The following is a 22,171-nucleotide window of genomic DNA, read 5'->3' on the forward strand; positions in this document are numbered from 1 at the left end:
CTTTTTTCTGTCACGGGTTTTGGAGTATTACGAAGTCAGACCGCCGAAACCTGCAACACAGGTGGCGTCTTCCAAGACCCATTTTGTGTGCGGTTCACCTGCTATCCCGACAAAAGCTGTGCAGGTGGATTCGGCAGTCACTTCGAGGCGCAGCACCGCCGAGGTATTGCGTCGAATGGCTCCCACAAAGGTGACCGAGTATGGATGATCACGGACGTAGCCCTTCCTCCAACCAGCCAATCCTTTATGTACTCGATACCAACGTACTGATTCACGATCCGAACGCCCTGCTGAATTTCGAAGAACACCACGTCGCGATCCCGATGACCGTGCTTGAAGAGCTGGACAAGCTCAAGAGCGGGCATCACAGCGTGGCCGCCGAGTGCCGTCAGGCGATCCGGCTGATCGACAAGACCCTGGGCGATGCCTCACCCGATGACGTCGAACAGGGCGTGCCGATCCAGCGCGGCAAGGGCGGCCCGAAGGGCTTGCTGTCGATTCTGATGAGCAAACAGGCCGAATCGAACCTGATTCTGCCCGAGCATCTGAACGACAACAAAATCATCAACCAGCTGATCGACCTGCACACCCGCGAACCGAGCAAACCGGTGGTGCTGGTCACCAAAGACATCAACATGCGCCTCAAGGCGCGCGCCTGCGGGATCGACGCCGAGGACTACAGCACCGACCAACTGGTCGACGACGTGTCCCTGCTGCCCAACGGCTATCACAACATGACCGGCTCCTTCTGGGACCGCGTGAGCAAGGTCGAAACCCGTCAGGACCACGGCCGCACCTGGCATCAGGTCCAACTGATCGACAACCTGCCCGCCGTGCACATCAACGAGTTCATCATTGATGAGCAGGGCTTCGTCGGCTGGATCAAGGAGATCGAAGAAGACAAGCTGCTGATCCTCGACCTGCACCAGGAACCGCTGTTGCATCAGGAAGCCTGGGGCCTCAAGCCACGGGACATCTATCAGAGCCTGGCGCTGTACGCGCTGCTGGATCCGGACATTCACCTGGTCAACCTGTCCGGCGCCGCCGGCTCGGGTAAAACCATTCTGGCGCTGGCCGCTGCGATCGAGCAGACCATGGTCAGCAAGCGTTATCGCCGCATCATCGCTACCCGCAGCGTGCAGGGCCTGGACCAGGAAATCGGCTTCCTGCCCGGCACCGAAGCGGAAAAAATGGAGCCTTGGCTGGGCGCCATCACCGACAACCTCGAAGCCTTGCACATGGATGACGAAAACACCCATGGCAGCGTCGACTACATCCTCAGCAAAGTGCCGTTGCAGTTCAAATCGCTCAATTACATTCGCGGTCGCAGCTTCCAGCAGAGCCTGATCCTGATCGACGAATGCCAGAACCTCACGCCGCACCAGATGAAAACCATCATCACCCGGGCCGGCGCCGGTTCCAAAGTGGTGTGCCTGGGCAACCTGGCACAGATCGACACCCCTTACCTGTCCGCGACCAGCTCCGGGCTGACTTACCTGACCGAACGCTTCAAGGATTTCCCCAACGGGGTGCACATTACCCTGCAAGGGGTGCCTCGCTCGATCCTGGCCGAATACGCCGAATCGCATCTGTAACCGTCAAACCGAACCGGGCGACTGCAAAGTCGCCCGGTTTTTTATGTGCGCAATTCTGACCCCCAGGTTTACAATCGACGCTCCTGATCAGGAGTAATCCCGTGCTGACTCATCTCGATTCCCAAGGTCGCGCCAACATGGTCGACGTCACCGAAAAAGCCGTGACGTTCCGTGAAGCGACGGCCCAAGCGCTGGTGCGCATGCTGCCCGATACCCTGCAGATGATCGTCAGCGGCGGCCATCCCAAGGGCGACGTGTTCGCCGTGGCGCGCATTGCCGGCATTCAGGCGGCGAAAAAAACCAGTGACCTGATTCCCCTGTGCCATCCGTTGATGCTGACCGGCGTCAAGGTCGAACTCAGCGCCGAAGGCGATGACACGGTACGCATCGTGGCTCGCTGCAAATTGTCCGGGCAGACCGGTGTCGAGATGGAAGCGCTGACCGCCGCCAGCGTCGCCGCGCTGACGATCTACGACATGTGCAAGGCCGTGGATCGCGGCATGACCATCGAAAGTGTGCGCCTGCTGGAGAAAGTCGGCGGCAAGAGCGGGCATTTCCAGGCGGAGCAGCCATGAACCTGACCGTGAAGTTTTTTGCCCGTTACCGTGAGGCGCTGGGCGTGGATTCGGTGAAGGTCGAGGGTGATTTCGCCACCGTCGATGATGTTCGTGCGTTGTTGGCTCAGCGTGAAGGCGCCGATGTGCTCAGCGAGCAGAACCTGATGTGCGCACGCAACGAAGACCTCTGCCAGCTCGACGAGCCGGTGGTGGACGGCGACGAAGTGGCGTTTTTCCCCACCGTGACCGGAGGCTGAGCCATGCGCATTCGGGTGCAGTCCGAACCGTTCGATCCTGGCGCTGAAGTCAACGCGATGCACGCGGCAAATGTCGGCGTCGGCGCGGTGGTGAGTTTTGTCGGCTACGTGCGCGACTTCAACGATGGCCTCGATGTCGCCGGGATGTTCCTCGAACACTATCCGGGAATGACCGAAAAGGCCCTCGGCAAGATCGCCTTGGAGGCCGAGCAGCGCTGGCCGCTGTTGAAGCTGGAAGTGCTGCACCGCATCGGCGCGCTGGAACCGGGCGAACCGATCGTGTTTGTCGCCGCTGCCAGTGCCCACCGCCAAGCGGCGTTTGACGCCTGCGCCTTCGTCATGGATTACCTGAAAACCCGCGCACCGTTCTGGAAGAAAGAGAACACCAGCGACGGCCCGCGCTGGGTCGAAGGTCGCGACAGCGATCATGCGGCGGCGGATCGCTGGAAGCAGTAGATTCTGCGCTGCTCTCCCGGCCCTCTTCGCGAGCAAGCCCGCTCCCACAGGGAAATGCATTCCAATGTGGGAGCGGGCTTGCTCGCGAAGGCGCCATCCGCAACACCGAAAATGCTATGGATTACCTACCTGACCAACAGCAGGAAGCAATCTCTTTTGCCCAATTGACGATTTGTACGTAAAAGTCCAGTATGGATTTACAAGTACAAAAAATCGCCTCGTGCTTGAAGCTCCAGGCTTACCGCTTGCAGCTGCTCTTCTTCGTCTTGCCAAACCAACAACAACCCGCGAGAGAACGAACATGAAGAAATTCCCCCTCATTACCGGTCTGGCGCTGAGCCTGTTGGCGTGCAGCAGCGCGTTCGCCGCCGAGAAAACCCTGCGCATCGGTATCGAAGCGGCGTATCCGCCCTTCGCCTCGAAAACCGACAAGGGTGAAATCGTCGGTTTCGACTACGACATCGGCAATGCCCTGTGCGCGCAGATGCAGGTCAAGTGCGTGTGGGTCGAGGGCGAGTTCGACGGTCTGATTCCTTCCCTGAAAGTGAAGAAAATCGACATGGCGCTGTCGTCCATGACCATCAATGAAGACCGCAAGAAGTCGGTGGACTTCACCCACAAGTACTATTTCACCTCGTCGCGGCTGGTGATGAAGGAAGGCGCGAGCGTCGATGACCAGTACGCCAGCCTCAAGGGCAAAACCGTCGGCGTGCAGCGTGCGACCACCACCGACCGTTACGCCACCGAGGTGTTCGAGCCCAAGGGCATCAACGTCAAACGCTATGGCAACAACGAAGAAATCTACATGGACCTGGCGGCCGGTCGTCTCGACGCGATCTTCGCCGACACCATCCCGCTGAACGACTTCCTGTCGATGCCGCGCGGCAAGGGTTACGCCTTTGTCGGGCCTGAGCTGAAGGATCCGAAATACGTGGGCGAGGGCGCGGGGATTGCGGTGCGCAAGGGCAACACCGAGCTGGTCAGCCAGTTGAACAGCGCCATCGACGGCATTCGTGCCAGTGGCGAATATCAGAAGATTTCCGAGAAGTACTTCAAGTCGGACATCTACGGCGACTGACAGTCCGCCATCGCTGGCAAGCCAGCTCCCACAGAGATTTTTGGTGTACACAAAACCTGTGGGAGCTGGCTTGCCAGCGATGAGGCCGTCAGATTCACCGCAAAATCTTCAGCCCTTCAATTCCTTCAAATGCTTGTAAACCGTCGCCCGCCCCATGTTCAGCACATTGGCCACATAGTTCGAGGCGCTCTTGCCCTTGAATGCCCCCTCGGCGTGCAGCGCCAATACCAGTTCGCGTTTGTGATCGCGGGTCAGCAGGTTCAGGCTCAGTTGCCGCTCGCGTAGCCAGGCGTGCAGGAAAGTGTTGATGCGCTCCTGCCAGTCATCGCGAAACAGCGAGTCCGGTTGCGGAATCAGTTTGCTCGGCGAGAGGAACAGGTCCAGCGCAGCCTTGGCATTCTCGAACAGCGAAATATTCAGGTTGATGCACAGCACCGCCAGCGGATGACCTTCGCTGTCGCGCAGCACGGTGCTCAGGCTGCGAATCTTCTGGCCGTCCCAGTTGAGCTTTTCGTACGGGCCGATGTTCCGTTCGCTGACGTCGTCGCTGAGCATGTCTTCCAGCGACGATTCATCGCCGATCACCCGTTTCGACAGGTTGTTGGCGATGTAGTCGACCTTCTGCGTGCGCAGGTCGTGCAGCACCACTTCGGCGTGGGGAAAGAACAGCGTGGCGATGGCATCGGCGATGGCGTGGTAGTTGTCCAGCGCAGCGTCATGCAGCTCGGGCGTTTGTTCAGGGGCGGTCATAACTGTGAAGCTCCAGGCAACGTCAACGCCCCCGTGATCCGGGGGCGTTGCGAGTGTGCCGCAATCCGTCGGGCGCGTCATCCGGGCGGACGGTCAGGCCAGGCGGGCAGGGGCGAGCATGGCGGCGCTCAGGCCGAATTGCTTGAGGTGTTCGGGCAGCGATTCGCCACGCACCAGCGCCGCGCTGGCCATGCCCATCGCCGGTGAGGTCTGGATACCGTAACCGCCCTGGGCCGCGACCCAGAACAGCCCCGGCACCTGCGGATCGAACCCGGACAGCAAATCTCCGTCAGCCACGAAACTGCGCAGGCCCGCCCAGGTGCGAGTCGGGCGGCGGATGGTCAGGGTCGTCGCTTCCTCGATCTGGTAAATGCCCATGGCGATGTCCAGTTCTTCCGGCTGCACGTCGTGCGGTTCGACCGGGTCGGCGTTGGCCGGCGAGCCGAGGAACATCCCGGCGTCGGGCTTCATATAGAAGGATTCGTCGAGGCTGACCAGCATCGGCCAGTGATGAATGTCCACGCCTTCGGGGCCGGCGAAGATGAACGCCGCGCGACGTTTCGGTTGCAGGCCCAGCGGCTTGGCGCCGGCCAGGGCACCGATCTTGTCGGCCCAGGCGCCTGCCGCGTTGATTACGATGGGGGCGCTGAAGGTCTGGCCGTTGGTCTGCACTTGCCAGATGCCGTCGGCATCGCGGCTCAGTCCGATCACTTCGCAATCGGTCTGCACCTGGCCGTTGTTGCGACGGATGCCGCGCAGATAGCCCTGATGCAGCGCATCGGTATCGATGTCGCTGGCGGTCGGGTCGTAGATCGCGCCATGGACTTTCTCCCGGCGCAGGATCGGCAGCCGCGCGCAGGCTTCATCCGCGCTGAGAAGCTGCATTTCCGGCACCGTGGCTTTGGCGCTGAGGTACTGATTGTTCAGCTCGGCGGCGTCACCCGCGAAGTCGACAGTCATTTCTCCGCGTGGAGTCAGCAGCGGGTGTTCGCAGAAGCCGCTGGGCGGATGGTCGAAGAATTCACGGCTGGCCTGGGTCAGCGCCCGAACCTGCGGAGTGCCGTATGCGGCGGTGAACAGCGCAGCCGAACGCCCGGTCGAGTGATAAGCCGGGTGCGACTCGCGCTCCAGCACCACAACTTTGCCGTGTTGCGACAGCCAGAAACCGGTGGAGGCGCCGGCAATCCCGCCGCCGATGATGATGAAATCTGCATGACTCATGAAAATCTCCGGTGTCAGCGCTGCAATTGATAGACGGCGTTGGCCAGGGCGATGTCTTCCAGGCCCAGACCGATGGAGCGGAAAAACACGTGACGGTGGTAATCGGGGCGCCGCACTTTTTCGCTGAGCAGATCCGCCAGGTCACCGATGATCGCGCTGCTGTCCCAGCCATGCTGTTCGCCGGCAATCAGCATCTCGCCGGCCGAGCCCGGGGTGGTCAGACGATAGTCGCAGAACACCTGCATGTCGTTGAGGCTTTGCGGTGGCACTTCATGGGCGCGCGGTGCGTTGGTGCTGATCGAGGTGATCAGCGCCGGTTTGCTCAAGGTTGCCGGGTCGATCACCGGGCCCGCGGACGAGGTGCAGAGCATGATCACATCTGCGTCGGCGATGGCGGCTTCGCGGCTGTCGGCGATGCTCACCCGTGGATCGAGGGCTTGCAGCTGGCGGGCGGTTGCCGGGTCTTCGCTCAAGGTCGGCGAGTACACGCTGATGTTCTGCCAGTCGCGCAACATCTTGACGTAATGCAGGTGCGCCTGGGCGACCTTGCCGCTGCCGATGATTGCCAGACGCGTGGCGTCCAACGGGGCGAGGGCATCGACCGCCACGGCCGTGGTCGCAGCGGTACGGGCAGTGGTCAGTTCGCCGGCATCACAGAGCAGCAGCGGCTGGCCGGTCTGCATCGACATCAGCAGCGTCCACGCCGTCACCAGCGGGCCTTGTTCGCGAACGATGTACGGCGATGTCTTGACCCCGTACACGCCGTCTTTCGCCAGCACGCCCAGATAGTTGATGAAGTCTCCGGCGCCCTGGGGGAATTCCACCCATTGCTGCGCCGGTTGCACTGCGTGCCCGGCCGCCAGATCGCGGAACAGCTTGCGCAGGATCTGCGGCACATCGATCCGGGCCAACAGCTCGCGGGCCTGGGTTTGGTCGATCACGTAAGGCGTACTGGACATGTCGGACTCCGCAGATTGTTTCTAAACTAATTTGTCCATTATGGACTTTTAGTTTTATTGAACAATATCCGGGCGAAAAAAAAAGCGCAGTCCGTTGCCGGCTGCGCTTCTCGTTTTGGCGGCGCTTACTGTGGACGCTTGCGCTCAACCGCCCGCAATAGATGGGTCGGCGGCGTTTCACAGCTGATCTTGCGACCGAGTTTTTCTTCGATGGACGGCAACTGATAGGAGTCGTCTTCACCGGCGAAGCTGATCGACACGCCATCGGCGCCGGCCCGACCGGTACGGCCGATGCGGTGCACGTAGTCGTCCGGGACTTCCGGCAGAGTGAAGTTGATCACGTGGCTGATGCCGTCGATGTGGATACCGCGACCGGCCACGTCGGTGGCGACCAGCACCCGGATCTTGCCTTCGCGGAAGCCTTCCAGCGTCTTGATCCGCTTGTGCTGCGGCACGTCGCCGGACAGTTGCGCGGCGTTGATGCCGTCGCGTACCAGGCGTTCTTCGATGCGGCGCACTTCGTCCTTGCGATTGGCGAACACGATGACCCGCTCCCAGCCGTTATCGTTGACCAGGTTGAACAGCAGTTTGTATTTGTCGGCACCGGCCACCGCGTAGATGTGCTGCTCGACGTTTTCGTTGGCCACGTTGGTGACTTCGATTTCGACGATCGCAGGATCGGTGGTCCACTGCTTGGCGAGGTTCATCACGTCATCGGTGAAGGTCGCGGAGAACAGCAGAGTCTGGCGTTCGCTTTTCGGCGGGGTCTGGCGAATGATCTGCCGGACCTGCGGGATGAAGCCCATGTCGAGCATGCGGTCGGCTTCGTCCAGCACCATCACTTCGACCATGTCCAGGTGCACGTCGCCGCGCTGGTTGAAGTCGAGCAGGCGGCCCGGGGTCGCGACGAGGATGTCGCAATGGCGCGCTTCGAGGTGCTTGAGCTGCTTGTCGAAGTCCATCCCGCCGACGAAGGTCATGACGTTGAGACCGGTGTACTTGGTCAGGTCGGCGGCGTCCTTGGCGATCTGCACCACCAGCTCGCGGGTCGGCGCGATGATCAGCGCCCGTGGCTCGCCCATGTAGCGCTCTTTCGGCGGCGGGGTCTGCAACAGCTGGGTGATGATCGAGATCAGGAACGCGGCGGTCTTGCCGGTGCCGGTCTGGGCGCGGCCGATGGCGTCTTTGCCGGCGAGGGTATAACCCAGCACCTGGGCCTGGATCGGTGTGCAATACGGGAAACCCAGGTCGTGGATGGCGTGCATCAGTTCCGGGGCGAGTTTGAAATCGTGGAAGCGGGTCTTGCCTTCCTGCGGCTCGACGACGAAGTCTTCGAGTTTCCAGGGAATCACCGGCGCCTTGGGCTTGGGTTCGCGACGTGGTTTGGCCGGTTTCGGTGTTTCGCTGCGGGCCGGCTCGGTGGCGGGCGCGGCAGCTGAAGCGGGTTTCGGTTCTTGCTTTGGGGGCGTGGCGGGCGTCTGGCGGTCGGCCTGGCTGGCATCGTTGCGATGACCGGGGGCGTGCGACGGCGCAGTGGGGACTGGCGCGAGCTGCTCAGCCTCGCTTTTACCGAACATTTTCTTGAGTGCTTTGAGCACGGTCATCTCATCAATTGGTTAAGGAATGTACGCCGGCCAGTGTAATGCAAGAAACGGGCGCGGCGTAGTGGGATGATCAAAGGGCGACCCCTGTCGCAATTGTCAGCGCAGGCGTTCGCTCAACCATGTGCCGATGTCGCGAATTTCTTCGGGTAACACTTCGTGCTCCATTGGGTATTCCTGCCATGTCACGGTGACACCATGGGCCTTGAGATACTCATAAGCCGTGCGTCCCATCGAGTTCTGCACCACGTTGTCGAACTGGCCGTGCAGCGCCAGCACCGGAATCCGCTGCTGGCTGGCGGACAACTCCAGTTCATCGCTGAAGGTCGGCGCGTATGTCGATAGTGCCAGTACCCCACCCAATGGCCCTTGCCACTTCAGGAATGCGGTGTGATAGACCACGGCGCCGCCCTGGGAGAAACCGGCGAGGAAAATCCGCGAGGCGTCTATTCCGCTGCTTCGCTGTTCTTCGATCAAGTCGATGATGCGGTCGGCGGATGCTTCCAGCTCATTGCGGTCGATCGCCCGGGCCGGGCTCATCGCCTTGATGTCGTACCAGCTCGGCATGGCATATCCGCCATTTATTGTCACCGGACGGGTCGGCGCCTGGGGCAGGACGAAACGCGTGCTCAGCAGGCTTTCCTGAAGCGCTTCGGCCACCGGCAGGAAGTCGTAGCGGTCGGCGCCGAGGCCGTGCAGCCAGATCACGCAGGCGTCTGCGGGCTTAACAGGCTGAAGAATCAAGGGCTCGGTCATGGCTGCTCCAATTGTGTGCGGGCGCTCTCATTGAGTGCGTGATTTGCGTGCGCGCCCGGTTGATCCGTTAAGAAGATGTCGCAAGGCTGCAAGTTTTGCTATTGACCTGTCACTCAATCGCTTCAGCAGCCGGTGTGGTACGGGCTTTGCTATGAGGTAGTCGTGCAATCGATCTCGCGCCTGGCGGTAACACTATCAGTGAACGCCTGGCGACGGGATAGCAAAGAATCCGGTGATGGATGTTCGCCAATGGCCGCAACGGGCTTAGCGAACGTGAAAGGGCTACCGCCCGTTCGGCCGACTGGTGAGAAGTGAGTTGTCCATGATGTGGATTGTCTCCTACTAGACTCATAGCGAAGGTCCTGCGTCGGTTGACCCCAAAAAAAGCCAACACGGGTCAACAACGCCTCAAAAGGGTGCGACTGGACTCAAGCTCCGACACAACAAGAGCAAAACTGGAGGTTTGAATGAAGATGTTGAAATCCACGCTGGCGATCGTGACTGCTGCTGCAGTACTGGGTGTCAGCGGGTTCGCTCAGGCGGGTGCAACCCTGGATGCAGTGAAGAAGAAAGGATTCGTGCAGTGCGGCGTCAGCGATGGCTTGCCAGGCTTCTCGGTTCCGGATTCCACCGGCAAGATCGTGGGTATCGATGCTGACGTCTGCCGCGCCGTGGCCGCTGCCGTGTTCGGCGATGCGACCAAGGTCAAGTTCAGTCAGCTGAACGCCAAGGAGCGTTTCACCGCGCTGCAGTCGGGCGAGATCGACATTCTGTCGCGCAACACCACCATGACCAGCTCCCGTGACGCGGGCATGGGCCTGAAATTCCCGGGCTTCATTACCTACTACGACGGCATCGGCTTCCTGGTAAACAACAAGCTGGGCGTGAAGAGTGCCAAAGAGCTGGACGGTGCAACCATCTGCATCCAGGCCGGTACCACCACCGAGTTGAACGTTTCCGACTACTTCCGCGGCAACGGTCTGAAATACACCCCGATCACTTTCGACACCTCCGATGAAAGCGCCAAGTCGCTGGAATCCGGTCGTTGCGACGTGCTGACCTCCGACAAGTCCCAGCTGTTCGCCCAGCGCAGCAAGCTGGCTTCGCCGAAGGACTATGTAGTTCTGCCGGAAACCATTTCCAAGGAACCACTGGGCCCGGTCGTGCGTAACGGCGACGACGAGTGGCTGGCCATCGTGCGTTGGGTTGGCTACGCGCTGCTGAACACCGAAGAAGCAGGCATCACTTCGAAGAACGTCGAAGCTGAAGCCAAAGCGACCAAGAACCCGGATGTCGCTCGTATGCTCGGTGCAGACGGCGAATACGGCAAAGACCTGAAACTGCCGAAGGACTGGGTCGTACAAATCGTCAAGCAAGTCGGCAACTACGGCGAAATCTTCGAGAAAAACCTCGGCAAGAGCACTCCGCTGGAAATCGACCGCGGCCTGAACGCGCTGTGGAACAACGGCGGCATTCAATACGCACCACCAGTGCGCTGATGGTTCTGTCACCCGGCAGGCCAACTGCCGGGTGACGTTCTGTTCCATTATTTCCGGGGCACTTCATGCAAAATTCAATCGGCGCACCAAAGCAGAGGCTCAGCCTCAGCGATCCACGAGTGCGTGCGTGGGTATTTCAGATCATCACCATCGTGGCGGTGGTCTCCCTGGGCTGGTATCTGTTCGATAACACCCAGACCAACCTGCAACACCGGGGTATCACTTCGGGGTTCGACTTTCTCGAGCGCAGTGCCGGGTTCGGCATCGCTCAACACCTGATCTCCTACACCGAAGCGGACAGTTATGCCCGGGTGTTCGTCATCGGCCTGCTCAACACGCTGCTGGTGACGTTCATCGGTGTGATCCTGGCCACGATCCTCGGCTTCATCGTCGGCGTGGCACGTCTGTCGAAGAACTGGATCATTTCCAAACTGGCAACGGTGTACGTGGAGGTTTTCCGTAACATCCCGCCACTGCTGCAGATCCTGTTCTGGTACTTCGCGGTGTTCCTGACCATGCCGGGGCCGCGCAACAGCCACAACTTCGGCGATACCTTCTTCGTCAGCAGCCGTGGCCTGAACATGCCGGCCGCGCAAATGGCCGACGGCTTCTGGGCGTTCGTGGTCAGCATCGTGGTGGCCATCGTCGCCATCGTGCTGATGAGCCGCTGGGCCAACAAGCGCTTTGAGGCCACTGGCGAGCCATTTCACAAGTTCTGGGCAGGCCTGGCGCTGTTCCTGGTGATCCCGGCGCTGTGCGCGCTGATCTTCGGTGCACCTGTGCACTGGGAAATGCCGAAGCTGCAAGGCTTCAACTTCGTCGGTGGCTGGGTGCTGATTCCGGAACTGCTGGCCTTGACCCTGGCGTTGACGGTGTACACCGCAGCGTTCATCGCCGAGATCGTGCGTTCGGGCATCAAGTCGGTCAGCCATGGCCAGACCGAGGCGGCGCATTCGCTCGGCCTGCGCAACGGCCCGACCCTGCGCAAGGTGATCATTCCGCAAGCGCTGCGGGTCATCATCCCGCCGCTGACCAGCCAATACCTGAACCTGGCGAAGAACTCCTCGCTGGCGGCCGGTATCGGTTATCCGGAGATGGTTTCGCTGTTCGCCGGCACCGTGCTGAACCAGACCGGTCAGGCGATCGAAGTCATTGCCATCACCATGAGCGTGTACCTGGCGATCAGTATCAGCATTTCCCTGCTGATGAACTGGTACAACAAGCGCATCGCGCTGATCGAGCGGTAAGGAATAGCGCATGAGTACTCATACTTTCAAACCCGACATGCCACCGCCGGCCAAGGTCTTCGGCCCGATGGCGTGGATCCGCGCGAACATGTTCTCCAGCTGGCTCAATACCCTGCTGACCCTGTTTGCGTTCTACCTGATCTACCTGGTGGTGCCGCCGATCCTCAGCTGGGCGATCCTCGATGCCAACTGGGTCGGCACCACCCGCGCCGACTGCACCAAGGATGGCGCCTGCTGGGTCTTCATCCAGCAGCGTTTCGGCCAGTTCATGTACGGCTACTACCCGCCGGAACTGCGCTGGCGCGTGGACCTGACCGTGTGGCTGGCGGTCATCGGCGTGGCGCCACTGTTCATCAAGCGCGTGGCGCACAAGGCGGTGTACGGCCTGAGCTTCCTGGTGGTCTACCCGATCGTTGCCTGGTGCCTGCTGCATGGCGGCGTCTTCGGCCTCGACACCGTGGCGACCAGCCAGTGGGGCGGTCTGATGCTGACTTTGGTGATCGCCACTGTCGGCATCGCCGGTGCGTTGCCGCTGGGGATTGTCCTGGCGCTGGGCCGGCGTTCGAACATGCCGGCGATTCGTGTGGTCTGCGTGACCTTCATCGAGTTCTGGCGCGGCGTGCCGTTGATCACGGTGCTGTTCATGTCCTCGGTGATGCTGCCGCTGTTCCTGCCCGAAGGCATGAACTTCGACAAGCTGCTGCGGGCGCTGATCGGCGTGATCCTGTTCCAGTCGGCGTACGTCGCCGAAGTGGTGCGCGGCGGTCTGCAAGCGATCCCCAAAGGCCAGTACGAAGCCGCGGCCGCGATGGGCCTCGGTTACTGGCGCGCCATGGGCCTGGTGATTCTGCCGCAAGCCCTGAAGCTGGTGATTCCCGGCATCGTCAACACCTTCATCGCGCTGTTCAAGGACACCAGCCTGGTGATCATCATCGGCCTCTTTGACCTGCTCAACAGCGTCAAGCAAGCCGCTGCCGATCCGAAATGGCTGGGCATGGCCACCGAAGGCTACGTGTTCGCCGCCCTGGTGTTCTGGATTTTCTGTTTTGGCATGTCGCGCTATTCCATGCACCTGGAACGCAAGCTCGACACTGGCCACAAGCGTTAGGAGTTTTTTCGATGAGCGAAGCAATCAAAAAGCCAGTGGGCCCTGAAGGCATCATTCAGATGCAGGGCGTGAACAAGTGGTACGGCCAGTTCCACGTGCTGAAAGACATCAACCTCAACGTGCGTCAGGGCGAGCGTATCGTGCTGTGCGGTCCGTCGGGTTCCGGCAAATCCACCACCATCCGCTGCCTCAACCGTCTGGAAGAGCACCAGCAGGGCCGCATCGTGGTCGATGGCGTGGAGCTGACCAACGACCTCAAGCAGATCGAAGCGATCCGCCGTGAAGTCGGCATGGTGTTCCAGCACTTCAACCTGTTCCCGCACCTGACCATCCTGCAGAACTGCACCCTGGCGCCGATGTGGGTGCGCAAGATGCCCAAGCGCAAGGCCGAGGAAATCGCCATGCATTACCTGGAGCGCGTACGCATTCCGGAGCAGGCGCACAAGTATCCGGGACAGCTGTCCGGCGGTCAGCAGCAGCGTGTGGCGATTGCCCGCGCGCTGTGCATGAAGCCGAAAATCATGCTGTTCGACGAACCGACCTCGGCACTCGACCCGGAGATGGTGAAAGAGGTACTCGACACCATGATCGGCCTGGCCGAAGACGGCATGACCATGCTCTGCGTGACCCACGAAATGGGCTTCGCCCGCACCGTGGCCAACCGCGTGATCTTCATGGACAAGGGCGAAATCGTTGAACAGGCGGCGCCGAACGACTTCTTCGACAATCCGCAAAATGATCGGACGAAGCTGTTCCTGAGTCAGATCCTGCATTGAGATCTGATGCATAAAACCAACCCGGCCTTGTGCCGGGTTTGTTTTCTGAGGGTCAGGAAACGGTGAGGGTTTCGTGTTCTTTGTGCTCGGTATACTTGAAGGCGTTCCTCAGATCCGCCCCTTCACCCAAGGCTTTCGCATCGGCGAGCAAGTGCGGATAGCGATCGAGCAGGCGCATCAGCAGCATCAACGCCTTCGGCGGAAGCACTTCGCCGCGCTCATAGCGGGAAAATGCGTTGTGTCCGCCACCAGAAAGCAGTTGCACGGTTTCTTTTTGCGTCAGGTGCAATTTGCGCCGGATGCGCTTCATCTCGTTACCGATCATTTGTCGGGCAGCAATCACCAGATCATCACCGGCTTGCGTGTAGCGTTCTGCACTATCGGTATCGGCGTCCCACTCGACCTCACCGCATTTGCGACATTCCCAGCCAGCAAGGTCATCGATACGACGTTCCATGCCTTTGACACTGATGGTTTCGCCGCGGCCCTCGAAATGTGTCATTCCCTCACGTGCACCGCAGCTGAAACATTGCCGGGTCTTCATTGGTTTTTCTCCTTGAAGGAGATTACCGGTGGGCCACCTTCGGGGCGGTATGTCACCTTGATGTAAATCTCCAGATCGTGTGAGTGCGTGTGATAAACGTCTTGCCAGACTCGATGATCGTCATAGGTGGTCATCGACTTGTACAACATCCTGTTCTGCAGTTCGAAAACGAATTCTTGCATCTCTATGATGCTGAAGCCGAGATCCAGTCCGGTTTTTTCTGCGCTCTTGGTGAATGCCTGTCTTCCCCGTCGCCTGACCTCAGCCTTGATCACCACCAAGTCGTAATGGGGTGTGTTCTTTTCCATAAGAAACCAAAGCCCTGTCCCTGAAATTACCCTTAAAGGGTAATTTTGACTAATCGAAAATCCCCTCCATTTGCCCCTCTCTGACCCTAGGTGGTTGCCGTCCTACACGGAGCTGACTAACATGTCAGAAAATTCATCCCATGATTGGATGAAAGGGCGAATCCTATGTCAGACATTTCTCCACTCATTAAGCGATCCCTGGTCGATCAGGCCCTGGATCAATTGCGCCAGCGCATCACCGACGGCACGTGGCAGGTCGGTCAGCGATTGCCGACCGAGCCCGAGCTGTGCGCCGAACTCGGCATCAGCCGCAACACCGTTCGCGAGGCGATGCGGGTGCTGGCGTTCTCAGGGTTGATCGAGATCCGTCAGGGTGACGGCAGTTACCTGCGGGCAGTGGTCGATCCGATGGACACGCTCAAGGCGCTGTCCAAATGCTCGCTGGATCAGGCCCGGGAAACCCGGCACATCCTTGAAGTCGAGGCCATTGGCCTGGCGGCCTTGCGCCGGACCGACGAAGACCTCGTCGCGTTGCGCGAGGCACTGGGGCACGCCGGCAGTCACTACCATGGCGACCTCGACAGCTACATCGCCTGCGATCTGGTTTTCCACCGCCGTCTGGTGGACGCCGCGCACAACCCGACCCTCAGCGAGCTGTATCGCTATTTTTCCAGCATCGTCGGCGCGCAATTGCGCCAGACCCTGAACATCGTCCCCCGTCGACAGGAAGTCTTCGATTTGCACGTCGCCTTGCTTGAGGCCGTCGAGCAGCGCGATCCGGAGCGGGCCAAAGCCCTGTCGAGGCAGTTGATCAATGAACCTTGAAACCGAGAAAACCATGTCCCGCCCAGAAGTCTCCACAGCCCCCGTTCGCAAGGCCGAGCTCGAAGAGTTGTTGATCGACGCCGAAGCCGATGACGAACAGGTGCAGCAAAGCCATCCGCTGGTGCGGCGTCCGTGGCTGTTGCTGCTGGGGCTGATCCTGGTGGCGTTGAACCTGCGTCCGGCGCTTTCGAGCATGGCGCCGTTGCTCGGTGAAGTGTCGAAAAGTCTCGGTTTGTCCGCTGCTCAAGCGGGATTGCTGACGACGCTGCCAGTGCTCTGCCTTGGGTTGTTCGCACCTCTGGCCCCATTGCTCGCACGGCGTTTCGGTGCCGAACGGGTGGTACTGGGGATTCTTCTGACACTGGCCGGCGGCATCATCCTGCGCAGCAATTTCGGTGAGATCGGTCTGTTCGCCGGCAGCGTGCTGGGTGGCGCGAGCATCGGCATCATCGGCGTGTTGCTGCCGGGCATCGTCAAACGCGACTTCGCCAAACATGCCGGCACCATGACCGGCGTCTACACCATGGCCCTGTGCCTGGGCGCGGCAATGGCGGCGGGATCGACCGTGCCATTGAGCGAACACTTTGACCACAGCTGGGCCATGGGCCTGGGTTTCTGGGTGATTCCGGCGCTGGTGGCGGCAGTGTTCTGGCTGCCGCAAATCGGCCAGAAGCATGGTGCACACAACCTTGCTTACCGGGTGCGCGGTCTGCTGCGGGATCCGCTGGCCTGGCAAGTGACCTTGTACATGGGCCTGCAATCGTCGCTGGCCTACATCGTGTTCGGCTGGCTGCCGTCGATCCTTATCGGTCGAGGGCTGACGCCGACCCAGGCCGGTCTGGTGCTGTCCGGATCGGTGATCATCCAGCTCGCCAGCTCCCTGGCGGCACCGTGGCTGGCCACACGTGGCAAAGATCAGCGGCTGGCGATCGTGGTGGTGATGGCGTTGACCCTGGGCGGCCTGTTCGGTTGCCTCTTCGCGCCGATCGAAGGCCTGTGGGGCTGGGCGATCCTGCTGGGCCTGGGGCAGGGCGGCACGTTCAGCCTGGCGCTGACCCTGATCGTGCTGCGCTCGCGGGATTCCCATGTCGCGGCCAACCTGTCGAGCATGTCCCAGGGCTTCGGCTACACCCTGGCGTCAATGGGGCCGTTCGCGGTCGGCGTGGTGCATGACTGGACCGGCGGCTGGAACGCCGTGGGCTGGATTTTCGGCATCATTGGTGCGGGTGCAATCCTCGCTGGCCTCGGTGCCGGACGTGCGCTGTACGTGCAGGTGGTCAGCGAAAAGGTCTGATGCGTACGCACTGTCGGTATTCGAAATGCGAATGCCGATAGTGTTTCAGGCGTTTGCGGATTATCGTGCTGGCAATCTGTACCTTTCCTGGAGATTGCCCATGAGTGAAGAAGCCCACAGCGCCCTGATCACCCGTTTCTACCAGGCTTTCCAGCGCCTCGACGCCGAGGCCATGGCCGCCTGCTACACCGACGACGTGGTGTTCAGCGATCCGGCCTTTGGCGAGCTGCGCGGTCGTGATGCCGGCGACATGTGGCGCATGCTCACCACTCGCGCCAAGGACTTCTCCCTGACCTTCAACAACGTCCGCGCCGACGAGCGCAGCGGCGGCGCCCACTGGGTGGCGACCTACCTGTTCAGCCAGACCGGCAATGTCGTGATCAACGACATCCAGGCGCGCTTCGTTTTCCGTGACGGCAAGATCTGTGAACACCACGACCACTTCGACCTGTGGCGCTGGTCGCGTCAGGCGCTGGGTTTCAAGGGGGTGTTGTTGGGCTGGACGCCTCTGGTGCGCAACGCTGTCCGTGCTCAGGCGCTGAAAGGGCTGAAGGCATTTCAGGCGAGTCGCTGATAAGATCGCCACCTGTTTTCCTTACGCCTGAATTGTCCCGTGAACAGCCTCAGCGAAAATCCTCTCGATGCCGACGTTCCAGTGAGCAAATCCTGGTTCGTCTACCTCGTACGCGCCGCCAACGGTTCGCTGTACTGCGGGATCAGCGATGATCCCGTGCGCCGTTTCGCCAAGCACCAGAGCGGCAAGGGCGCACGGTTCTTTCTTTCAAGCCCGGCGATGGCGCTGGTCTACACCGAGCGTTGCCGCGACAAGGGTGATGCTTTGCGTCAGGAGCGGTTGATCAAGAAGCTCAGGAAGAGTGCGAAGGAGTGTCTGGTGGCGTCTTATCGGCCTGATTGATCAGGTATTGGCAAACGGTAGAAGTCTCCGCGTCGACGCGGTGCCTCCGGCAAACGACAGGCGAAAAAAAACCGCCTTTGCGGGGCGGTTTTTTCTGTAAACGCCGGTTTGCGGCCGGGTTTACTGATCTCACAGGAGACATTGACGTAGGCGGAGAGTATTCCTCTTTGCATGCCTTATCAACCTGACTGATCAGTTCCCATCAGCCGGATCCGTAGGCTGCGAACGAATTGCGCGCTAAGCTGCTGGTTCACTTTCTGTGCGGCGGAGCCGAGCATGTCCGAGTTGATTCTGCATCATTACCCGACCTCTCCATTCGCCGAAAAGGCCCGGCTGCTGTTGGGTTTCAAGGGCTTGTCCTGGCGCTCGGTGCACATCTCACCGGTGATGCCGAAACCGGATCTGACTGCGCTGACCGGTGGTTACCGCAAGACCCCGGTGTTGCAGATCGGTGCCGACATCTATTGCGACACCGCGCTGATCGCCCGTCGCCTCGAGCAGGAAAAGGCCCAGCCTTCGTTCTTCCCGGAAGGTCAGGAAATGATCGCCGCCAGTTTCGCCGCCTGGGCCGATTCGGTAGTGTTCCAGCATGCGGTGAGCCTGGTGTTCCAGCCGGAATCGGTGGCGGTGCGTTTCGGCAAGTTGCCGCCGGAAGCGATCAAGGCGTTCCTCGCCGATCGGGCCGGACTGTTCAGCGGTGGCAGCGCAACCAGGCTGTCAGCGGAGCAGGCCAAGCACAATTGGCCGACTCTCATGGCGCGCCTGGAGCAGCAGTTGCAGCGCGAAGACGGTGACTTCCTGTTCGGCGAGCCGTCGGTTGCCGACTTCGCCATGGCCCATCCACTGTGGTTCCTCAAGGCTACGCACGTGACGGCGCCCTTGGTGGATGCTTATCCGGCGGTATCGGCGTGGCTGGGGCGTGTGCTCGGTTTTGGCCATGGCGCGGCCAGCGAGATGAGTTCGGAGGAAGCACTGGAGATCGCGCGCAGCTCTACGCCGGCGGCGTTGCCGGACGAGGAGTTCACTGATCCGAACGGGTTCGTGGGCGGTCAGCAGGTGCTGATCGCCGCGACAGACTACGGCGTTGATCCCGTCGCCGGCGAGCTGGTGTTTGCCGGTCGCGAGGAGTTGATCCTGCGCCGTGAGGACGAACGTGGCGGAGTGGTGCATGTGCACTTCCCGCGTTTCGGTTTCCGAATCGAGAAACGCTGAAACATCTGAGGGAGCCGATTGGCTCCCTCGTTTATTTCAGTGCAGCGAGAATCTCGTCCGGATCAAACCCGCGAATCAACGTGCCATTGACGTCGATCAGCGGAATCCCGCGCCCGCCCAAAGCTTCGTACGCCTTACGTGCCTCGGCGTCCTTCTCGATATCGAATTCCTTGAACGCAATGCCTTTCTGATCGAGAAAGCGCTTGGTCTGCTTGCAGTAGCCGCACCAGTCCGTGGCGTACAACACGACCCTGGCGTTGGCGCGGACCTGCTCGGACGCCATCTGCGACGGGTTGAACACCCGCTCGATCTTGCCCCAGTTCTGATAGACCACAACCACCAGCAGAACCAGCGCAACCTTTTTCAGCACATTGCCGAGCATCAGTTGCGGCGCTTCAACTGATCGGTGAGCGAGGTCGGCAGGCCTTTGATGACCAGAGTGCCGGCTTCTTCGTCGTATTCGATCTTCGAGCCCAGCAGGTGCGCTTCGAAGCTGATCGACAGGCCCTCAGCGCGACCGGTGAAGCGGCGGAACTGGTTGAGCGTGCGTTTATCCGCCGGAATCTCCGGCGACAGGCCGTAATCCTTGTTGCGGATATGATCGTAGAAGGCCTTCGGGCGTTCTTCGTCGATCAGCTCCGAAAGTTCTTCCAGGCCCATGGGTTCGCCGAGCTTGGCCTGGCTGCTGGCGTAGTCGACCAGGGTCTTGGTCTTCTCGCGGGCGGAATCCTCCGGCAGGTCTTCGCTCTCGACGAAGTCGCTGAAGGCCTTGAGCAGAGTGCGGGTTTCGCCCGGGCCGTCGACCCCTTCCTGGCAGCCGATGAAGTCGCGGAAGTACTCCGAGACCTTCTTGCCGTTCTTGCCCTTGATGAACGAGATGTACTGCTTGGACTGCTTGTTGTTCTGCCACTCGGAAACGTTGATCCGCGCTGCCAGGTGCAGTTGACCGAGGTCGAGGTGGCGCGACGGGGTCACGTCCAGTTGATCGGTCACTGCCACGCCTTCGCTGTGGTGCAGCAGGGCGATGGCCAGGTAATCGGTCATGCCTTGTTGATAGTGGGCAAACAGCACGTGGCCGCCGACCGACAGGTTCGATTCTTCCATCAGCTTTTGCAGGTGCTCGACCGCGACCTTGCTGAACGCAGTGAAGTCCTTGCCGCCTTCCATGTATTCCTTCAGCCAGCCGCTGAACGGGAATGCACCGGACTCCGGATGGAACAACCCCCAGGCTTTGCCCTGTTTGGCGTTATAGCTCTCGTTGAGATCGGCGAGCATGTTCTCGATGGCTGCGGACTCAGCCAGTTCGGAGTCACGGGCGTGCAGAACTGCGGGTGTGCCGTCGGGTTTTTTGTCGATCAAATGGACGATGCAATGACGGATCGGCATAGGCTTCTCGGCTGGTGGAAGGGAGGAGGGCGGGCTCCCCCGAAAAAGCGCCCAGTGTACCGCAACCACTGGATTTGGCGCGGGGTGAAGGGCAAATCCGGGTCAGCCGACCGCCCTTATGCATTTATTTACCGATTTAGCGCAATAAACCTGACCATTTGGCTAGCTAGAGGCGGATATTTCCTTGTCTCTGTGCTAGTTTTGCCCGGTCTTGTGCGAAGTCACCGCGACAAGCATGCATTCAGCTTTTGTCAGGTCGAACCAAACCTTGATTTCGGCATCTATAACCCCGACTCGTCGTGGTTATCGCCGAGGGTGCCAGATCCAGAAGATCGGGCTCGATGGCTGACACTGCACTCTGCAATCCATATGAATTTGATAGGGAAGGAACACTACATGGCTCTTACTAAAGACCAACTGATCGCCGACATCGCTGAAGCTATCGACGCGCCGAAAACCACCGCGCGTGCCGCTCTGGACCAACTGGGTCAAATCGTTGCCGATCAGCTGGAAAATGGTGCCGAAATCACTTTGCCAGGTATCGGCAAGCTGAAAGTGACCGAGCGTCCTGCCCGCACTGGCCGTAACCCGTCGACTGGCGCTGCCATCGAAATCCCTGCCAAGAAAGTGATCAAGCTGGTTGTGGCCAAAAGCCTGACCGACGCTGTGAACAAGTAAGACGCAGCGATACAAAAAACCGTGCACCGGAGCGATCCGGACACGGTTTTTTTATGTCTGCTGTTTGTGTTTCAGCAGTAGCGGCGGCTTTGCGATCAAGCCCCGCCCCGATTGAAGCGAATTACTTGCGAACCCAGCGTTCGCGCCGCCAGATCTGCTGCTCGGACTTGGTCTGGAAGGTCCATGCCACGAAGCGGCTCTGCTTCTGCCCCTGGGACATTTCCACTACCTGGCTTTCCAGCGCACCGGCCTTCTTCAGCGCAGTTTCGATGGCAGGCAGGTTTGAAGCTTTCGAGACCAGGGTGCTGAACCACAACACCTTGTGCGCAAAGTTCGCACTTTCGGCGATCAGTTGCGTCACGAAGCGCGCTTCACCGCCTTCACACCAAAGTTCGGCCGATTGACCGCCAAAGTTCAGTACCGGCAGTTTGCGTTTCGGGTCGGCCTTGCCCAGTGCCCGCCACTTACGCTCGCTGCCCTTGGTAGCCTCTTCCATCGAGGCGTGGAACGGTGGGTTGCACATGGTCAGGTCAAAGCGCTCGCCAGGCTCCAGAAGGCCGATCAGGATGTGCTTGCGGTTCTCCTGTTGGCGCAGCTGGATGACCTTGTTCAGGTCGTTGGACTGGACGATGGCCCTGGCGGCGGCCACGGCGGTCGGATCGATCTCCGAGCCGAGGAAGTGCCAGCGATATTCGCTGTTACCGATCAGCGGGTACACGCAGTTGGCGCCCATGCCGATATCCAGCACATTGACGATGGCGCCACGCGGAACCACACCGTCGTTGTTGCTGGCCAAGAGGTCAGCCAGGAAGTGGATGTAGTCGGCACGGCCCGGCACCGGCGGGCACAGATAATCGGCCGGGATGTCCCAATGCTGGATGCCGTAGAACGACTTGAGCAGCGCCCGGTTGAACACACGCACTGCATCGGGACTGGCGAAGTCGATGCTTTCCTTGCCGTACGGGTTGGTGATCACGAACTTCGCCAGTTCCGGCGTAGTCTTGATCAGCGCCGGGAAGTCGTAGCGACCCTGATGGCGATTGCGCGGATGCAGGCTGGCTTCTTTACGCGGCGCCACGGGCTTGGCCGGGGTGACGGAGTCAGGCTTCTTGCGCGCAGGTTTCGGTGTGCGTGGGGCGTTCATGGGC

The 22,171-nt window shown here is 60.4% G+C and carries 25 protein-coding genes; 15 read left to right on the plus strand and 10 right to left on the minus strand.

Translation table 11 applies throughout. The features are described from left to right. Positions 1 to 200: 200 nt before the first annotated feature. The 5 genes from AWU82_RS14470 to aotJ all read left to right on the plus strand — a co-directional run bounded on the left by AWU82_RS14470 (position 201) and on the right by aotJ (position 3,943). A complete protein-coding gene (locus tag AWU82_RS14470) occupies positions 201 to 1,595 on the plus strand; it encodes a PhoH family protein (RefSeq protein WP_011332563.1) in 1,395 nt (464 codons plus the stop codon). 101 nt (positions 1,596 to 1,696) lie between these two features. Continuing rightward, positions 1,697 to 2,170 carry a cyclic pyranopterin monophosphate synthase MoaC gene (moaC, locus tag AWU82_RS14475; protein WP_064382454.1) on the plus strand — a complete coding sequence of 158 codons (474 nt, stop codon included), beginning with the start codon at positions 1,697 to 1,699 and terminating at the stop codon, positions 2,168 to 2,170. Continuing rightward, the gene (locus tag AWU82_RS14480) at positions 2,167 to 2,409 is read left to right on the plus strand and encodes a MoaD/ThiS family protein (RefSeq protein ID WP_064382453.1); all 243 of its coding nucleotides are present in this window, start codon (positions 2,167 to 2,169) and stop codon (positions 2,407 to 2,409) included. Before moaC ends, AWU82_RS14480 begins: the two co-directional genes overlap by 4 nt. Positions 2,410 to 2,412: 3 nt before the next feature. After that, the gene (gene moaE, locus AWU82_RS14485) at positions 2,413 to 2,865 is read left to right on the plus strand and encodes a molybdopterin synthase catalytic subunit MoaE (protein ID WP_064382452.1); all 453 of its coding nucleotides are present in this window, start codon (positions 2,413 to 2,415) and stop codon (positions 2,863 to 2,865) included. Between the two features lie 301 nt (positions 2,866 to 3,166). Further along, positions 3,167 to 3,943, plus strand: coding sequence for an L-arginine-binding protein AotJ (gene aotJ / locus AWU82_RS14490; RefSeq protein ID WP_064382451.1), 777 nt, complete (start codon positions 3,167 to 3,169; stop codon positions 3,941 to 3,943). Positions 3,944 to 4,051: 108 nt separating this feature from the next. On the opposite strand, the gene AWU82_RS14495 is transcribed toward aotJ, so the two are convergent. From AWU82_RS14495 to AWU82_RS14515, 5 genes are all read right to left on the minus strand, one after another. Then, complete coding sequence (locus AWU82_RS14495) at positions 4,052 to 4,693, minus strand: helix-turn-helix transcriptional regulator (protein WP_064382450.1); 642 nt, start codon at positions 4,691 to 4,693, stop codon at positions 4,052 to 4,054. 93 nt (positions 4,694 to 4,786) lie between these two features. Further along, positions 4,787 to 5,914: an NAD(P)/FAD-dependent oxidoreductase gene (locus AWU82_RS14500; RefSeq protein WP_064382449.1), complete on the minus strand. Its 1,128-nt coding sequence runs from the start codon at positions 5,912 to 5,914 to the stop codon at positions 4,787 to 4,789. Between the two features lie 14 nt (positions 5,915 to 5,928). Continuing rightward, positions 5,929 to 6,873, minus strand: coding sequence for an ornithine cyclodeaminase family protein (locus tag AWU82_RS14505; RefSeq protein ID WP_064382448.1), 945 nt, complete (start codon positions 6,871 to 6,873; stop codon positions 5,929 to 5,931). A 125-nt stretch (positions 6,874 to 6,998) separates the two neighbouring features. Further along, complete coding sequence (rhlB, locus tag AWU82_RS14510; protein ID WP_064382447.1) at positions 6,999 to 8,477, minus strand: ATP-dependent RNA helicase RhlB; 1,479 nt, start codon at positions 8,475 to 8,477, stop codon at positions 6,999 to 7,001. Positions 8,478 to 8,573: 96 nt separating this feature from the next. After that, the gene (locus AWU82_RS14515; RefSeq protein ID WP_064382446.1) at positions 8,574 to 9,230 is read right to left on the minus strand and encodes an alpha/beta hydrolase; all 657 of its coding nucleotides are present in this window, start codon (positions 9,228 to 9,230) and stop codon (positions 8,574 to 8,576) included. Positions 9,231 to 9,697: 467 nt separating this feature from the next. Here AWU82_RS14515 and AWU82_RS14520 point away from each other — a divergent pair, with 467 nt between their 5' ends. The 4 genes from AWU82_RS14520 (at position 9,698) to AWU82_RS14535 (ending at position 13,860) form a co-directional block, all read left to right on the plus strand. Further along, positions 9,698 to 10,729 (plus strand): amino acid ABC transporter substrate-binding protein, encoded by a 1,032-nt coding sequence (locus AWU82_RS14520; RefSeq protein WP_064382445.1) that lies wholly within the window; start codon positions 9,698 to 9,700, stop codon positions 10,727 to 10,729. 65 nt (positions 10,730 to 10,794) lie between these two features. Next, complete coding sequence (locus tag AWU82_RS14525; RefSeq protein WP_011332572.1) at positions 10,795 to 11,976, plus strand: amino acid ABC transporter permease; 1,182 nt, start codon at positions 10,795 to 10,797, stop codon at positions 11,974 to 11,976. Between the two features lie 10 nt (positions 11,977 to 11,986). Beyond that, the gene (locus tag AWU82_RS14530; protein ID WP_064382444.1) at positions 11,987 to 13,084 is read left to right on the plus strand and encodes an amino acid ABC transporter permease; all 1,098 of its coding nucleotides are present in this window, start codon (positions 11,987 to 11,989) and stop codon (positions 13,082 to 13,084) included. A gap of 11 nt (positions 13,085 to 13,095) precedes the next feature. Continuing rightward, a complete protein-coding gene (locus AWU82_RS14535; RefSeq protein ID WP_007957337.1) occupies positions 13,096 to 13,860 on the plus strand; it encodes an amino acid ABC transporter ATP-binding protein in 765 nt (254 codons plus the stop codon). Between the two features lie 52 nt (positions 13,861 to 13,912). On the opposite strand, the gene AWU82_RS14540 is transcribed toward AWU82_RS14535, so the two are convergent. Both AWU82_RS14540 and AWU82_RS14545 read right to left on the minus strand, forming a co-directional pair. Further along, positions 13,913 to 14,404: a type II TA system antitoxin MqsA family protein gene (locus AWU82_RS14540; RefSeq protein ID WP_007957339.1), complete on the minus strand. Its 492-nt coding sequence runs from the start codon at positions 14,402 to 14,404 to the stop codon at positions 13,913 to 13,915. Further along, on the minus strand, positions 14,401 to 14,712 hold the full coding sequence (locus tag AWU82_RS14545) for a type II toxin-antitoxin system MqsR family toxin (RefSeq protein ID WP_064382443.1): 312 nt from the start codon (positions 14,710 to 14,712) through the stop codon (positions 14,401 to 14,403). Before AWU82_RS14545 ends, AWU82_RS14540 begins: the two co-directional genes overlap by 4 nt. Before the next feature lie 165 nt (positions 14,713 to 14,877). Here AWU82_RS14545 and AWU82_RS14550 point away from each other — a divergent pair, with 165 nt between their 5' ends. The 5 genes from AWU82_RS14550 (at position 14,878) to AWU82_RS14570 (ending at position 18,959) form a co-directional block, all read left to right on the plus strand. Further along, entirely contained in the window at positions 14,878 to 15,537 is a 660-nt protein-coding gene (locus AWU82_RS14550) for a FadR/GntR family transcriptional regulator (protein ID WP_064382442.1), read from the plus strand. Beyond that, positions 15,527 to 16,831: a CynX/NimT family MFS transporter gene (locus AWU82_RS14555; RefSeq protein WP_064382441.1), complete on the plus strand. Its 1,305-nt coding sequence runs from the start codon at positions 15,527 to 15,529 to the stop codon at positions 16,829 to 16,831. Before AWU82_RS14550 ends, AWU82_RS14555 begins: the two co-directional genes overlap by 11 nt. Positions 16,832 to 16,931: 100 nt before the next feature. Further along, positions 16,932 to 17,405, plus strand: a complete 474-nt coding sequence (locus AWU82_RS14560) for a nuclear transport factor 2 family protein (protein WP_064382440.1) — start codon at positions 16,932 to 16,934, stop codon at positions 17,403 to 17,405. Positions 17,406 to 17,444: 39 nt separating this feature from the next. After that, complete coding sequence (locus tag AWU82_RS14565; RefSeq protein ID WP_064382439.1) at positions 17,445 to 17,747, plus strand: GIY-YIG nuclease family protein; 303 nt, start codon at positions 17,445 to 17,447, stop codon at positions 17,745 to 17,747. A gap of 276 nt (positions 17,748 to 18,023) precedes the next feature. Further along, complete coding sequence (locus tag AWU82_RS14570) at positions 18,024 to 18,959, plus strand: glutathione S-transferase family protein (protein WP_064382438.1); 936 nt, start codon at positions 18,024 to 18,026, stop codon at positions 18,957 to 18,959. A 31-nt stretch (positions 18,960 to 18,990) separates the two neighbouring features. Here AWU82_RS14570 and AWU82_RS14575 read toward each other — a convergent pair whose 3' ends face one another. Together AWU82_RS14575 and yejK are read right to left on the minus strand one after the other, a co-directional pair. After that, positions 18,991 to 19,341, minus strand: a complete 351-nt coding sequence (locus tag AWU82_RS14575) for a glutaredoxin family protein (RefSeq protein ID WP_064382437.1) — start codon at positions 19,339 to 19,341, stop codon at positions 18,991 to 18,993. Beyond that, positions 19,341 to 20,345 (minus strand): nucleoid-associated protein YejK, encoded by a 1,005-nt coding sequence (yejK, locus tag AWU82_RS14580; RefSeq protein ID WP_007957356.1) that lies wholly within the window; start codon positions 20,343 to 20,345, stop codon positions 19,341 to 19,343. Before yejK ends, AWU82_RS14575 begins: the two co-directional genes overlap by 1 nt. Before the next feature lie 396 nt (positions 20,346 to 20,741). Between yejK and AWU82_RS14585 the strand changes: the two genes are divergently transcribed. After that, positions 20,742 to 21,023: an HU family DNA-binding protein gene (locus tag AWU82_RS14585; protein WP_064382436.1), complete on the plus strand. Its 282-nt coding sequence runs from the start codon at positions 20,742 to 20,744 to the stop codon at positions 21,021 to 21,023. Positions 21,024 to 21,144: 121 nt separating this feature from the next. On the opposite strand, the gene rlmF is transcribed toward AWU82_RS14585, so the two are convergent. Next, positions 21,145 to 22,167, minus strand: coding sequence for a 23S rRNA (adenine(1618)-N(6))-methyltransferase RlmF (rlmF, locus tag AWU82_RS14590; protein WP_064382435.1), 1,023 nt, complete (start codon positions 22,165 to 22,167; stop codon positions 21,145 to 21,147). Positions 22,168 to 22,171: the final 4 nt, after the last annotated feature.

The sequence above is a fragment of the Pseudomonas glycinae genome (genome assembly GCF_001594225.2).
In the GTDB taxonomy this organism is placed as follows: domain Bacteria; phylum Pseudomonadota; class Gammaproteobacteria; order Pseudomonadales; family Pseudomonadaceae; genus Aquipseudomonas; species Aquipseudomonas glycinae.